The organism is Micromonospora sp. NPDC018662 (assembly GCF_044391475.1).
Taxonomy (GTDB): domain Bacteria; phylum Actinomycetota; class Actinomycetes; order Mycobacteriales; family Micromonosporaceae; genus Micromonospora.
In genome coordinates, this window is record NZ_JBISAC010000005.1 from 197,864 (window position 1) to 211,376 (window position 13,513).

Here is a 13,513-nt window from a genome sequence, read left to right on the forward strand (position 1 = left end):
CGGCCCGCTCTGGCGGCCCGCGCCGGTCTTCCGGTCCAGCGGCCCGGTCCACGCCGGCCCGTCCGACGCGGGGGCTCATCTGAGCCGGGCCGTCCGGCGGGGGCGTGCTCAGCGGAGCGCTGTTCGGAGGGCCCTCCGGCGGAGCGCTGTGCGACGTGGATGCCCGCGCGCGGCCTTTCACGTTGAGGTCACGAACGACTCACCACCTTCGGCACCCCGCCCTCTTCCTTGATCCACTCCACTTCGCCGAGGTGGCGCTAACGAAGGCGCTCTGACCCCACCAGTTCTCCGAACTGGCGTTGATCAAGACGGTCGATACCCCCACCTTGCCGAAACGGCCACGATCGGGAACGGAGTGCAGCGCCTAGTCACCGAATCGGGCGGTGACCAGGCGAGGCGACGACGACCTCGCGGGAAAGACGAGGGGCCACAGCGCAAACGGCATCTCGCCCGACCACCGGCTCCGGGCCGCCCCGAGCATCGGCCCCGGGCAACGGATCCGGCACGGCGACCCGTCGAGGATCCGGCTCGCCGGCGACGCGGGCAGGCGGGGCGTGTTCTCCCACCGGTGGTTACGCTGATTTATGACCCTCTATTACCGGGACGACGCGGTACAGGTCACCTCGACGGCCATCCACGCCGGCGGGCACGTCGTCCGGCTCGCCGACATCACGTACGTCTGGCATGCCCGGGGCACGACCACGATGGCGGTCCGGGGCCGGGTCCTGGGCCGGGGCGTGCTGGTCCTGCTGCTGTCGCTGCCACCGCTGGCGGCGCTGGTCTGCGTGCTGTCGCTGGCCTGGGCGGCCCAGGACCGGGGCGACTGGAAGCTCGCCCTGATCATCGTGGCCGCGTTCGTGGTGGTCGGGCTCGCGCTCACCCCGTTCCTGGAGGTGCCGCTGGGCTGGCTGGACCGCTCCTACGAACGGGGCAACCGGGTGCACGAGCTGTGGGTGCAGGTCCACGGGCGGGAGACGATGCTGGTCCGCACGCCCGACGCGCTACGGTTCGGGCAGATCTACCGGGCCGTGCAGCGCGCCGTCGAACAGCAGGGAGACCGACGATGACCCACCGTCGCGGCGAGGCCGTCGCGCTCGCCGGGCTACTCGCCGCCGCAGGCGTCACCCACTTCGCCCGCCCCGGCTTCTACGACCCGATCGTGCCGCGCGCGCTGCCCGGTCCAGCCCGCTTCTGGACGTACGCCTCGGGGGTCGCGGAGCTGGCCGTGGCGGCGGCGGTGGCGCATCCGGCGACCCGACGACGGGGTGGCCTCGCCGCGGCGGCGTTGTTCGTCGCGGTGCTGCCGGCGAACGCGCAGATGGCCTGGGACTGGCGACGGCGACGGCCGGTGAAGCGGGCGGTCGCCTACGGCCGGGTGCCGATGCAGGCGCCGCTGATCTGGTGGGCGCTGCGGGTGGCGCGGCCGAGCCGCTGATCCCCACCCCGGCTCAGGCCAGCGGCAGCGTGGTGGCGATCGGCCAGGCGAGCAGCACCGCACCGACCGCTGCCGGCAGCCACCACGGCGCGTCGCGCCGGCGCAGCACCCCGGCCCACGCCGCCTGCCAGGCCACCAGCGCCGCGAAGAGCGGCACCACCAGCAGCACGAACCCGGGTGCCAGGCCGGTCACCGCCGCTCCGGCCAGGACCACCACCGCGAGCCCGCCGACCGCCGCGTAGGCCCCGCCCCGGCCCTCGGTGACCAACTCGGCGCCGAGCAGGAAGACCAGGCAACAGAGCGCCACCAGGGGCAGCAGCCACCAGCGGGCGCCGACCGGTGCCGTCGACGTGAACCCCAGGTGCAGCGGCAACGCGACGGCGAGCACCGCGTACCCGAGAAGCACCGCCGCCACCCCGGCGGCGCGCGTTGGCCGTCCGGAATGGCCGGCCGGCGTTCGGCGGGGCCGGAACCTCCGGTGCGCCGCGACCAGCAGCACACCGGTGAGCAGCAGGAACACGGCCACGTGCCCGCCGACCGCGAGCGGCAGCCGGTCGGTCGGCAACGGCGCGGCGAGGACCGCGCCGAGCCCGGCCGCCGGCACCGCCACCGCGAGCCACCGACCCGGCCAGGAGCGTGGTCCGCCGGCCGACGCGGCGGGCGGCGGCGGGCCGCGCAGCAGCAGCGAGGCCAGTGGTACGAAGCCGAGCCCCAAGCCGAGCAGGAGCAGCCCGCCGCCGGCCAGGCGGGTCAGCGGGGCCGGCGGCGGACCGCCGGGGCGACCCGGGATCGCGGCCAGCGTCGCGGCGTGGGTACGCGGCGCGAAGAGCACCGAGATGTGCTCGGTGCCGGGTGCCACCACCCGCTCCCGAGCCCCCGGTGGCCCGCCGGCCGTCGCCGCCTCGGCCGCCCGGCGGAAGTCAGGAAACTCCAGCCCGCCCACCACCACCGTGAGGCGGCCCGCCCAGCCGGGCGGCACGTCGTCCGCGTCGGGCAGCGAGATCGCCACGGTCCGGGTGATCTCCGGGTGGGCGACCGCGTAGCGGGTGACCGCCCCGGCGCCCATCGAGTGGCCGACCAGGACGATCCGGTCCGGGTCGACGTCCGGCCGGCTCCGCAGCCAGGCCAGCGCGACGTCCAGGTCGTGCCGCAGGACCGCCCTGGCCCGCTCGTCGTCCCGCCCCGCACCGGGCAGCCCGGCCGGGTTGGCGCCGTGCCCGGCGAAGTCGAGAAGCACCGCGACCGCGCCGTGCCGGGCCACCGAGTCGGCCAGCGGGCGCATCAGCCGGGCGGAGCCGGCGAACCCGTGGGCGATCACCACCCCCGGTCGACGGTCGCCGCCCGCCCCGGACTGGCGTACCTCGGTGAGCGGCACCCCGGCGACGGTGGCCCGCCGCGTGCTCAGGCCGGCGTCCGCGCGGACCAGCAGCAGCGTGCCGAGCACGACGGCGAGCAGGGCGAGCGCGCCGAGCACGAGGAGTCGCCGCGGGGCCGGGCCGGGGGCGGGCATGCCGGCACCCTACGCGGCCCGTCCGCGCTGCGGGAGAGCCAGCGTTGCTCCGTCCGGGACGGCCAAGCCGGATCAACGCGCGCGGCCTGCTCATGGCGGGATGGATGGCCCCCCACGGCCAGGAGTGGGGGCGGTCCGTCGTTGGGTGACCAGGCCAGCGGATCGCACGAAGAGGGACCGTCGAGCGATCGCATCCCCACGCTGGTCAAGCTGGTAGCCGTCGAGCCACACCCACCCGTCGTAGGTCGTCCATTCGAGCTGGCGGATGACGCGGAACATGATCGGGTTGACGAACTGCGGGCTGGCCGCTCGGGTGACGTGGATGAGGTCCCCGGCGCGAGCTGCGCTCATCGGGACCGCCCAAGCAGGACGCATGCCTTACGCCACTCCTTGATCCGGGCACGCGCCTCCCCAACCGCCGGGCAGGGATCGTCCTCCGAGCACCGATGGCAGCGCTTGTGGCGGTGGTGGTCCAGGCATGACCAGGCGAGCTGCACCAGGAAAGGCACATCGCGGCGAACCGGGATCGTCATGACGCCTCCGGCCAGTGCCCCCGGTTGATCGGGACGCGGTGCTTCGCGTGACAGGGGAGATCCCGACCGCACCGACAGGTCACCCGTTTGAGCAGGTAGTCCCAGGTGGGCCGGTGCCTGCGCGCCAGGGTCAGGGCTGCCGCCCGGAGGTATTCGTCGAAACTCACCGTCGCCACCACTTCAACCTACGTTACTAGGTACGCTGGGTACACCCGCAATACCCCGTGTCGCCTCCTTGATCCCCCCGCGTGTTCCCTGAATGCAGGGAGGGTGACGGATGGCCGAGCCGCTGTATCAACAGATCGCCGACGACATCACGCGGCAGATTGAGTCCGGCGTTCTGAAGCCAGGTGACCGCCTGCCCAGCACGCGGCAGCTATGCGACATCTACGAGGTCAGCGAGACGGTGATCCGCTTCGTCATGATCCAGCTCAAGGCACGGAACCTCGTGTACGGGCAGCCGGGCCGAGGCGTCTACGTCAATCCCCCGGCAGAGTAGGTCCGCCGGGGGTGGTGGGCAGCGGTTGGTGAGGCTCGACACCTCTTCGGCAACCGCACCGGCGGCGAGGGTTCACCGTCTGGCTCAGGCGCCACCGGGCGCGGCTGGCCGGCGCGACGCACACTTGTCGGCATGGCGATCCCACTTCCCCGGCCCGGCGCCGTCGTCGGCCTCACCCGCTCCGCCCTGGACCAGGCGCTCGGTTCCGCCGCCGCGTTCGCCGCCGTGCCAGCCCGTGCCTTCGCCGTGCTCGACGAGGTGGAGGCGCTGGTGCGACGGATCAACGGGGTGGTCGACCGGATCGAGGGCACGCTCGACCGCACCGACCGGGTGCTCACCGACGCCGAGGGGGCGGTGCGTGAGGTGGCCGTGATCAGCGCCGCCGCCACCACCGCGATCGACACCGCGACCGAGGTGGCCGCCGCAGCAGCCGTGGTGGTCGGCGAGGCGGAACGGGTCTCCGCCGCCGCGGCCACGGTGGTCGGCGAGGCGGACCGGGTGGCGCGGGCGGCGGCCGGCGTGGTGGCCGAGGCGGACACCGTGGCGACCCGGGCCGCCGGCACGGTGGCCACCGCCGAGCAGGCCGCCGGCACCGCGGCCGAGCTGCTGACCGCGTACGAGGCGACGCTGCGCCGGGCCGCGCCGATGGCGGCCCGCTTCGTCGAGCAGCTCAGCCCGGAGGAGGTGACCGCCGCGATCCGGCTCGTCGACGAGCTGCCGAAGTTGAAGGAGCACCTGACCTCGGACGTGCTGCCGATCCTGGCCACCCTCGACCGGGTCGGCCCGGACCTGCACGACCTGCTGGACGTCACCCGGGACCTGAAGCTCGCGGTGGCCGGCATCCCCGGCCTCGCCATGCTCCGCCGGCGCGGCGAGCGCGCCGAGAGTTAAGAAGGGGCCCCGCCTATACCGGAGGCGTTAAGCGGGGGCCCCTCCTTAACAACTCGCGAACAGCGCGTCGATCTCCGGGCGGTGGGGCAGGGCCACGGAGGCGCCGAGCTTGCGGACGCAGGCCGCCCCGGCGGCCGCCGCCCAGCGCACCGCCTCGGCCAGGTCGCGGCCCTCGCCCCAGGCCACCGCGAGCGCGGCGGTGAAGGCGTCACCGGCGGCGGTGGAGTCGACCACGTCCACCGGTACGGCCGGCACGTGCACCGCCGGGCGGTCCCGGTCGACGTACCAGGCGCCGTCGCCGCCGAGCGTGAGCACCGCGCGGGGCACCAGGTCGAGCAGCGCCGCCGGCTCGTCCCGGCCCCGACCGGTCAACGCCTGCGCCTCGGGCTCGTTGACCACCAGCAGGTCGGTCGCGGCGAGCAGCTCGGCCGGCAGCGACCGGGCCGGCGCCGCGTTGAGCACCACCCGGGTGCCGGCGGCCCGGGCCGCCAGCGCCGCCTCGGTCACCGTCTCGACCGGCACCTCGAGCTGCGCGACCAGTACGTCCGCCTCGCGTACGGCGGCCAGCTCGTCAGCGGTGAGCCCGGTGAACGCCTCGTTCGCGCCCGGGGTGACCAGGATGGCGTTCTCGCCCGCGCCGCCCACCATGACCAGGGCGACACCGGACGGGCCGTACGTCACCCGGAGGTGACCGGTGTCGACGCCGGCCGCGGTGATCCGGGCCCGGAGGGTGACGCCGAACGCGTCCGAGCCGATCGCGCCGAGGAAGACGCAGGACGCGCCGGCGCGGACCGCGGCGACCGCCTGGTTGGCGCCCTTGCCGCCGGGCAGCATGACGAAGTCGCTGCCGAGCACGGTCTCGCCGGGCCGGGGCAGCGCGGCGGCGGTGCCCACCAGGTCCATGTTGGCGCTGCCGACGACGGCGATCCGGGTCTGCGGCATGACAGGCTCAGGCGGCCCGGGCGGTCCAGCGGTCGCCGGCCCGCGAGACGACCAGCGGCAGGCCGAAGGTCTTGGACAGGTTGTCGGCGGTGAGCACGTCGGCGAGCAGGCCCTGTGCCATCACGCCGCCCTCGCGCAGCAGCAGCGCGTGGGTGAAACCGGGCGGGATCTCCTCGACGTGGTGGGTGACCAGCACCATGGCCGGGGCGTCCGGGTCGTACGCCAGCTCGGCGAGCCGGGCCACCAGGTCCTCCCGACCGCCCAGGTCGAGCCCGGCGGCGGGCTCGTCGAGCAGCAGCAGCTCCGGGTCGGTCATCAGGGCGCGGGCGATCTGCACCCGCTTGCGCTCGCCCTCGGAGAGCGTGCCGTAGCCGCGCTCGGCGAGGTGGCCGACGCCGAGCTGGCTCAGCAGCGCGGCGGCCCGCGTCTCGTCGGTGCGGTCGTAGCTCTCCCGCCAGCGGCCGACCACCGACCAGGCGGCGGTCACCACCACGTCGACGACCCGCTCCTCGGCGGGGATCCGCTCGGCGAGGGTGGCGGTGGAGAGGCCGATCCGGGTACGCAGCTCGTTGACGTCGGTGCGGCCGATGCGCTCGCCGAGCACGTGCGCGACGCCGCTGCTCGGGTGCAGCCGGCCGGCGGCCAGGTTGAGCAGTGTGGTCTTGCCGGCGCCGTTCGGGCCGAGCAGCACCCACCGTTCGTCCAGCTCGACCCGCCAGTCGACGTCGTGCACCAGCGCGGTGCCGGAGCGCACGACGCCGACCCCGTCGAGGCTGACCACCAGATCCGCGTCCACGGTCGAGGGAGCGGGGGCGCCCACGGCGCCGGGGATCAGGTCACCAGTCACCGCCCCATCCAACCACGCACCCGGCCCGGCGCCCCCCACGGGCGGCGCCGCCGCCATAGGGTGGGGCGCCGTGTCGTTGGTCACCGCCGGAGGAAGGACGACTCATGCCCGACCGCTGCCGGGAGGCAGGCGGATGAGCGCGGTCATCGAGATCGCCGGCCTCCGCAAGACGTTCCGCACGCTGCGTCAGGGGCGCCGGGTCGCCGTCGACGACTTCCACATGCTGGTCGAGGCCGGCCAGGTGCACGGTTTCCTCGGGCCGAACGGCTCGGGCAAGACGACGACGCTGCGGGCCCTGCTCGGGTTGGTCCGGCCGGATGCCGGCCAGATGCACGTGTTGGGCGCCCGCTCCCCGGAGCAGCTGCCGGACGTGGCCGGGCGGGTCGGCGCCATCGTGGAGAGCCCGCAGTTCTTCGGCAACTTCACCGCGCACCGGACGCTGCGGCTGCTGGCGCTCGCCGGCGGCGTGCCCACCAGCCGGGTGGACGAGGTGCTGGAGCAGGTCGGCCTGCGGGACCGGGGCGAGGAGCGGGTCAAGGGCTACTCGCTCGGCATGAAGCAGCGGCTGGCGGTGGCCTCGGCCCTGCTCAAGCGACCGGAGCTGCTGATCCTCGACGAGCCGGCGAACGGGCTGGACCCGGCCGGCATCCGGGAGATGCGTGACCTGACCCGGTCGCTCGCCGCGTCCGGGGTGACCGTGCTGCTGTCCAGCCACATCCTCGCCGAGATCCAGCTGATCTGCGACCACGTGACGATCGTCAGCCGGGGGCGGCGGGTCGCGCACGGCCGGGTCGACGAGGTGCTGGCCGGCTTCGACCAGCACCAGTGGCGGGTCCGGGTGGCCGAGCCCGAGCCGGCCGCGCACCTGCTGGGCCGGGCCGGCCTGTCGGTGGCCGGGCACGCCGACCATCTGGTGGTGACCGGCGTGGAGGACCCCGAGGTGATCAGCCGCACGCTGGGCGAGCAGGGCATGTGGGTGCGGGAGCTGGTCCCGCTCCGCCCCGACCTGGAGAGCGTCTTCCTGGAGTTGACCGGCGGCCACGAGCACGTGGCGGTGCCGCGGCAGGTGGACGGCGCGCCGGTCCACGACGGCGTGATCGATCTCGACGTACGGGGCAGCCGGGAGGTGGACGCGTGAACCTGGTCCGTGCCGAGTTGGAGCGGCTCGCCGCCCGGCGCTTCGTCCAGCTCATGGTGGTGTTGCTGGCGGTCGCGTTCGCGGTGACGGTGGTGACCACGCTGGGCGGCTCGCACCGGCCGACCGCTGTGGAGCTGAGCCGGGCCCAGTCGCAGGCCGCGGACGAGGTGCGCCGGCTGGAGCTGGCGCACGACCGCTGCCTGCGGATCAAGGCGGGCACGCTCAGCCCGGACGAGAACGACTACCTGCCGCGGGACTGCGCCCAGATCGATCCGGCCCAGTCCGAGCAGCTGCCGACCGCGTCCGACTACCTCAGCGGCGTGTTCGTCTTCGCCAAGGAGGCCAAGCCACTGCTCTACTTCCTGATCGCGTTCCTGGCGCTGTTCGGGTTCCTGGTCGGCGCCTCCTACATCGGGGCGGACCTGAACTCGGGCGGCGTGGTCAACCTGCTGCTGTGGCGGCCACGCCGACCGACCGTGTTCGCCGCGAAGCTCGGCACGCTGCTGGGTGGTCTGCTCGGTCTCTCCGTGCTGGCGTCGGTGGCGTACCTCGGTGCGTTCTGGCTGATCGGCCAGGCGTCCGGGCTGACCGGCCGGATGAGCGGCGAGTTCTGGGCCGGGCTCGGCGCGGTCTGGGCGCGCGGCGTGGTGCTGGTGCTGCTCGCCGCGGCGCTCGGGTTCGCGGTGGCCACGCTGGGCCGGCACACCTCGGCGGCGCTCGGCACGGTGGCCGCGTACGTGGTGGTGTGGGAGCTGGGCGCGCGGCTGGTGTTCCAGATCCTCCAGGTGGGCCGTCCGGACCGGTTCATGCTCTCCAGCTATCTGGGGGCGTGGCTCGCCGGCCAGGTGCGGTTCTGGGACGACAACGCGTGCCGCACCGGGATCTCCGGCTTCTGCGACGGCTCCTACACGGTGGGTTGGCCGGCGGGCCTGGTGGTCCTGGTCGGGCTCACCGCCGCGCTGGTGGCCGCCGCGTTCGCGGTGTTCCGCCGCCGCGACCTGATCTGAGCACGTCGGCGCCGCCCGGCCGGCCGGGCGGCGCCGACAACTCCTTGCAGACTCCGCCCGCAGCGTGAAGAATTCCTTCACATGGCGGCCGGGGCGGTGACGGGTCGGCGGTCAGCCGACCGTCGAGCCGAACACCTCGTCCCGGACCGCGTCGAGCGCGGTGCGCAACGCGCCGCGCAGGATCGGCTCCTCGGTCAGCCCGGTGCTCACCACCCGGGGACGGACCAGCGTGATGGCCGCGACCTCCTGCTGCACCCGTTCGGCCAGCGCCGCCCCGCCGGCCCGGCCGACCGCGCCGGCGAGCACCACAAGCGGCGGGTCGAGCACCACGCAGGTGCTCGCCACGCCCAGCGCCAGCCGGCGGGCCAGCTCGTCCAGCACCTGGCCGCCGGCCGCGCCGGCGGCGATGGCGGCCTGCACCGCCTCGGCCGCCCGGGCCGCCGCGACGCCCTGCTCGGCCGCGTCCGGCGTGGCGAAGCCGTGCTCGGCGGCCACCGCGCGCACCGCGTCGGCGCCGGCGAGCTGCTGGAACGCCGGCTTGGCCCGCCGCGACACGTCCCGCGGGATGGGCACCCCGGGCACCGGCAGGTAGCCGATCTCGCCGGCCGCGCCGCTGCTGCCGTGGTGCAGCCGGCCGCCCAGCATGATCGCCAGGCCGACACCCGCGTCCACCCAGACCAGCACGAAGTCGGCGGTGCCCCGGGCGGCGCCCGACTGCGCCTCGGCCACCGCGGCGAGGTTCACGTCGTTCTCGAACACGACCGGGGTGTCCAGGTCCTCCCGGAGCGCGGCGAGCAGACCGCTGTGCCAGCGCGGCAGGTTGAACGCGAACGTGATGTCGCCGGTGTGCGGGTCGACCAGGCCGGGGGTGCCCAGCACGACGCGCCGGACCGCGGACAGCTCCGCCCCGGCACTGCTGGCGGCCTGCACCACGGCGTTGTGCACCACGCCGACCGGGTCGTCGGTGTCCTTCGTCGACTGCTCGACCCGACCGGCGACGGTGCCGGTGATGTCGGCGCAGGCGGCCACCACCCGCTCCGCGCCGACGTCCACGCCGACCACGTACGCGCTGCCCGGCCGCACCGCGTAGAGCTGGGCGTTCGGGCCCCGCCCGCCGGCCTGCTCGCCGACCCGGGCGACCAGGCCGCGTTCCTCCAGCCGCTCGACGAGCTGGGACGCGGTCACCTTGGAGAGCCCGGTCAGCTCGCCGATCCGGGCCCGGGTCAGCGGGCCGCGCTCGAGCAGCAGCTCCAGCGCCGCACGGTCGTTGAGCGCCCGCAACAGTCGGGGGGTGCCGGGCAGCCGGGTCGCACTCATGCCAACGTCCTCAATTTTTCCGTAAGGTTTTCTCACCATGAAACGCCTGCCGAAGGGTGCCCGTTAGCGTATCGGCCACCCCGTCCGACGGAGGTCGGACGACCCGGCAGGGAAAGGGGAACGACAGTGGGGCTGGATCCAGGACTCCGTCGGCTCGCGCTGGGCACGTTGCTGGCCGCGTACCCCGGCCCGGTGCCGCCGGGCTGGGCGGTCGACCTGCTCGGCGACGGGCTCGCCGGGCACACCCTGTTCGGCACCAACGTGCACGACCCGGCCCAGGTGGCGGCGTCCACGGCGGCGCTGCGCGCCGGCCGCCCGGACGTGATCGTCGCGATCGACGAGGAGGGCGGCGACGTCACCCGGCTGGCCCACGCCACCGGCAGCCCGTACCCGGGCAACGCCGCGCTCGGCGCGGTCGACGACCCCGACCTCACCCGGGCGGTGTACGCGGCGATCGGCGCGGAGCTGGCCGCGCTCGGCCTCACGCTCGATCTGGCCCCCACGGTCGACGTGAACACCGCCGACGAGAACCCGGTGATCGGCACCCGCTCGTTCGGCGCGGACCCGAAGCGGGTGGCGGTGCACTCGGCCGCCGCGGTCGACGGCCTCCAGTCGGCCGGGGTGGCCGCCTGCGCCAAGCACTTCCCCGGGCACGGCGCCACGGTCGCCGACTCCCACCACGAGCTGCCCACTGTCGACGTGCCGCCGGCCCTGCTGCGGGAGCGGGACCTGCCGCCGTTCGCCGCGGTGGTCGACGCCGGCGTACGCGCGGTGATGACCGCGCACATCCGGGTGCCGGCGCTGACCGGCGACGGCCCGGCGACGTTCAGCCGGGCGGTGCTGCACGACCTGCTGCGCGTCGAGTACGGCTTCACCGGCACGGTCGTCACCGACGCGCTGGAGATGAAGGGCGCGGCGCTGGCCGCCGGCGGGGTGGGTCCGGCCGCGGTCCGCGCGCTGGCCGCCGGCGCCGACCTGCTCTGCATCGGCGCCCAGGTCGACGCCGCGCTGGTGGAACGCGTCGCCGCCGAGATCGTCGCCGCGCTCGGGGACGGCCGGCTGGACCGCGCCCGGGTGGAGGAGGCCGCCGGCCGGACCGCCGCGCTGGCCGGCTGGGCCGGCCCGGCCGACGCCCCGACGCCGGCCGCCGACGACCTCGGCTACGCCGCCGCGCTGCGGGCGGTGCACGTCGAGGGCGACCTGCCCGGTCCGGGCGCCCCGCTGGTGGTGCAGGTGCACGCCACCTCCACCATCGCCGAGGGGCGGGTGCCGTGGGGGCTGGGCCCGCACCTGGCCGCCGGTGTCGAACAGGCCCGCGCGGTGGCCGGTGAGACCGACCCGGGCGAGCTGGGCCGGCTCGCCGGCGAGCGGGCGGTGGTGCTGGTCGGACGGCACCTGCACCGGCTGCCCGGGGCGCGGGAGCTGGTCGAGACGCTGGCCGCCACGCACCCGGTGACAGTGGTGGAGATGGGCTGGCCGGGGGCGTGGCGGCCGGCCGGCGCGCGGGCGTTCGTCGCCACCTACGGCGCGAGCCACGCCAACGGTCGCGCCGCCGCCCGGGTGCTCGGCCTGACCGGCTGATCCGTCCGTTCCCGCCGGCCCGCCGTCCATCGACGGCGGGCCGGCGCGTTTCCGGGACCCCCGACTTGAACACGTTCAAAAGACGTCGTACGCTCAGCGGGACGCAAATTTGAACGCGTTCAAGAAAGGCGACGGGGATGGATGCGAAGGTCTGGATGTACCTGGCGTACCTCGCGGTCAGCATCGGGCTGACCGTCTGGGTGGCGCGGACGCTCTCCCGCAACGGGTTGGTCTTCCTGCGGGACGTGTTCCCCGACAGCCGGCTGGCCGAGGCCGTCAACAGCCTGCTGGTGGTCGGCTTCTACCTGCTCAACCTCGGCTACGTCACGGTGGCCATGAAGGAGTCCGACCCGATCGGCGACGCCAGCCAGGCGCTGGAGCAACTGTCCCTGAAGGTGGGGATGGTGCTCCTGGTCCTGGGCGCCCTGCACTTCTTCAACGTGTTCGCCCTCGGCCGCTACCGGCGCGGCCGGCTGCGCCAGCAGTCGACCCAACCGCCGATCCCGCCGGCCGGCATGCTCCCGCCGCAGGGCGTCCCGCGACCGGTCCAGCCCGCCGGCCCGAACCCGCCGGCCCGGTGACGTCCGCCCCCGGCGGGCACCCGTCGGATTCCACCGGGCACGGGGCCGGTGGAATCCGCGGGTTCACCGTCCTCTACGACGCGGGCTGCCCGCTGTGCCGTTCCGCCCGGCGGTGGCTCGCCGCACGCGACCAACTCGTACCGCTGGAGTTCGTGGCGGCCGGGTCGGCGCAGGCCCGGCAGCGCTTCCCCGGGCTGGACCACGACGCCACGCTGCGGGAGCTGACAGTGGTCGCCGACACCGGCGCGGTCTGGACCGGCGACGGCGCCTGGTTCGCCTGCCTCTGGGCGCTCGCCGGGCACCGGGCCACCGCCGAACGGCTGGCCCGCCCGCACCTGCTGCCGCTGGCCCGGCGGGTGGTGGCGGCCGCCGCCGCGGTTCGCGAACGCGTCCGGGAACCGGGATACGGTGACGACGATGACCGAGCAGAGTGCGCCGACGAACGGTGCGGGTGGCCCGAGCGGCGGGGCGACCGCCCGGGGTGAGCAGACCCGCCGGCTGATCCTGGACACCGCGATGCGGCTGTTCCGCGAACGGGGGTACGCGCGCACCACCATGCGGGCCGTCGCCCAGGAGGCCGGCGTGGCGGTGGGCAACGCCTACTACTACTTCGGCTCGAAGGAACACCTGGTCCAGGAGTTCTACGCGGACACCCAGCGTGAGCACCGGACCGCCGCCGCGCCGGTGCTCGCCCGGGAGCGGGACCTTGCGCCCCGGCTGGCCGGCGTGCTGCACGCCGGCGTGGACGTGCTGAGTCCGTACCACTCGTTCGCCGGCTCGTTCTTCAAGACGGCGGCGGAGCCGACCTCGCCGCTCAGCCCGTTCTCCGCCGAGTCGTCGGCGCCCCGGGAGGCGTCCGTGGCGCTCTTCCGCGAGGTGCTCGCGGGCTCCACCGCGAAGCCGGACCCCGAACTGCGGGCCGCGCTGCCGGAACTGCTCTGGCTCGGCTACCTGGGCGTGGTGCTCTACTGGGTGCACGACCGCTCACCCGAGCAGGTCAGGACCCGACAGCTCATCGACGGCGCGGTCCCGTTGGTCGACCGTCTGGTGGCACTGTCCCGACTCCGGGTGCTGCGCCCGGTCACCCGTCAGGCAGTCACGCTCATCAACACGCTGCGTCACTGACCACTACGTGATCGCAACCGGGATTTCGCAGGTCAAGTCCACAACCAGACAAGGTCAGCATCTTGCCCGACCGCATACGTTCACCTAGCGTTACCGGTATCGGGGCC

At 74.7% G+C, this 13,513-nt stretch carries 15 protein-coding genes; 10 read left to right on the top strand and 5 right to left on the bottom strand.

All coding sequences use genetic code 11. The annotated features are described in order from the left end of the window. Window positions 1-584 precede the first annotated feature (584 nt). Together ACH495_RS17465 and ACH495_RS17470 are read left to right on the top strand one after the other, a co-directional pair. On the top strand, window positions 585-1,067 hold the full coding sequence (locus ACH495_RS17465) for a DUF6232 family protein (RefSeq protein WP_396858750.1): 483 nt from the start codon (window positions 585-587) through the stop codon (window positions 1,065-1,067). After that, window positions 1,064-1,435: a hypothetical protein gene (locus ACH495_RS17470; RefSeq protein ID WP_396858751.1), complete on the top strand. Its 372-nt coding sequence runs from the start codon at window positions 1,064-1,066 to the stop codon at window positions 1,433-1,435. The genes ACH495_RS17465 and ACH495_RS17470 overlap by 4 nt, the downstream gene beginning before the upstream one ends. A gap of 13 nt (window positions 1,436-1,448) precedes the next feature. Here the strand turns inward: ACH495_RS17470 and ACH495_RS17475 are convergent, their stop codons facing one another. After that, window positions 1,449-2,945, bottom strand: coding sequence for a dienelactone hydrolase family protein (locus ACH495_RS17475; RefSeq protein ID WP_396858752.1), 1,497 nt, complete (start codon window positions 2,943-2,945; stop codon window positions 1,449-1,451). A 90-nt stretch (window positions 2,946-3,035) separates the two neighbouring features. Further along, window positions 3,036-3,296, bottom strand: coding sequence for a hypothetical protein (locus ACH495_RS17480; RefSeq protein WP_396858753.1), 261 nt, complete (start codon window positions 3,294-3,296; stop codon window positions 3,036-3,038). A gap of 459 nt (window positions 3,297-3,755) precedes the next feature. Here ACH495_RS17480 and ACH495_RS17485 point away from each other — a divergent pair, with 459 nt between their 5' ends. Both ACH495_RS17485 and ACH495_RS17490 read left to right on the top strand, forming a co-directional pair. Then, window positions 3,756-3,977 (top strand): winged helix-turn-helix domain-containing protein, encoded by a 222-nt coding sequence (locus tag ACH495_RS17485; protein ID WP_396858754.1) that lies wholly within the window; start codon window positions 3,756-3,758, stop codon window positions 3,975-3,977. 132 nt (window positions 3,978-4,109) lie between these two features. Further along, window positions 4,110-4,868, top strand: a complete 759-nt coding sequence (locus ACH495_RS17490) for a hypothetical protein (RefSeq protein ID WP_396858755.1) — start codon at window positions 4,110-4,112, stop codon at window positions 4,866-4,868. A gap of 45 nt (window positions 4,869-4,913) precedes the next feature. Here the strand turns inward: ACH495_RS17490 and ACH495_RS17495 are convergent, their stop codons facing one another. Together ACH495_RS17495 and ACH495_RS17500 are read right to left on the bottom strand one after the other, a co-directional pair. Continuing rightward, window positions 4,914-5,810 carry a ribokinase gene (locus tag ACH495_RS17495; RefSeq protein WP_396858756.1) on the bottom strand — a complete coding sequence of 299 codons (897 nt, stop codon included), beginning with the start codon at window positions 5,808-5,810 and terminating at the stop codon, window positions 4,914-4,916. 7 nt (window positions 5,811-5,817) lie between these two features. Next, complete coding sequence (locus ACH495_RS17500) at window positions 5,818-6,714, bottom strand: ABC transporter ATP-binding protein (RefSeq protein ID WP_396859000.1); 897 nt, start codon at window positions 6,712-6,714, stop codon at window positions 5,818-5,820. A gap of 76 nt (window positions 6,715-6,790) precedes the next feature. Between ACH495_RS17500 and ACH495_RS17505 the strand changes: the two genes are divergently transcribed. After that, window positions 6,791-7,795, top strand: a complete 1,005-nt coding sequence (locus ACH495_RS17505) for an ATP-binding cassette domain-containing protein (protein WP_396858757.1) — start codon at window positions 6,791-6,793, stop codon at window positions 7,793-7,795. Further along, the gene (locus tag ACH495_RS17510; protein WP_396858758.1) at window positions 7,792-8,802 is read left to right on the top strand and encodes an ABC transporter permease subunit; all 1,011 of its coding nucleotides are present in this window, start codon (window positions 7,792-7,794) and stop codon (window positions 8,800-8,802) included. The genes ACH495_RS17505 and ACH495_RS17510 overlap by 4 nt, the downstream gene beginning before the upstream one ends. 111 nt (window positions 8,803-8,913) lie before the next feature. Here ACH495_RS17510 and ACH495_RS17515 read toward each other — a convergent pair whose 3' ends face one another. Continuing rightward, window positions 8,914-10,119, bottom strand: coding sequence for an ROK family protein (locus tag ACH495_RS17515; protein WP_396858759.1), 1,206 nt, complete (start codon window positions 10,117-10,119; stop codon window positions 8,914-8,916). A gap of 126 nt (window positions 10,120-10,245) precedes the next feature. Between ACH495_RS17515 and ACH495_RS17520 the strand changes: the two genes are divergently transcribed. The 4 genes from ACH495_RS17520 (at window position 10,246) to ACH495_RS17535 (ending at window position 13,406) form a co-directional block, all read left to right on the top strand. After that, entirely contained in the window at window positions 10,246-11,700 is a 1,455-nt protein-coding gene (locus tag ACH495_RS17520) for a glycoside hydrolase family 3 protein (RefSeq protein WP_396858760.1), read from the top strand. 137 nt (window positions 11,701-11,837) lie between these two features. Next, a complete protein-coding gene (locus ACH495_RS17525; protein WP_396858761.1) occupies window positions 11,838-12,281 on the top strand; it encodes a hypothetical protein in 444 nt (147 codons plus the stop codon). Then, the gene (locus ACH495_RS17530) at window positions 12,278-12,766 is read left to right on the top strand and encodes a thiol-disulfide oxidoreductase DCC family protein (protein WP_396858762.1); all 489 of its coding nucleotides are present in this window, start codon (window positions 12,278-12,280) and stop codon (window positions 12,764-12,766) included. The genes ACH495_RS17525 and ACH495_RS17530 overlap by 4 nt, the downstream gene beginning before the upstream one ends. Next, window positions 12,699-13,406: a TetR family transcriptional regulator gene (locus tag ACH495_RS17535; protein ID WP_396858763.1), complete on the top strand. Its 708-nt coding sequence runs from the start codon at window positions 12,699-12,701 to the stop codon at window positions 13,404-13,406. Before ACH495_RS17530 ends, ACH495_RS17535 begins: the two co-directional genes overlap by 68 nt. The last annotated feature ends 107 nt before the right edge of the window (window positions 13,407-13,513 follow it).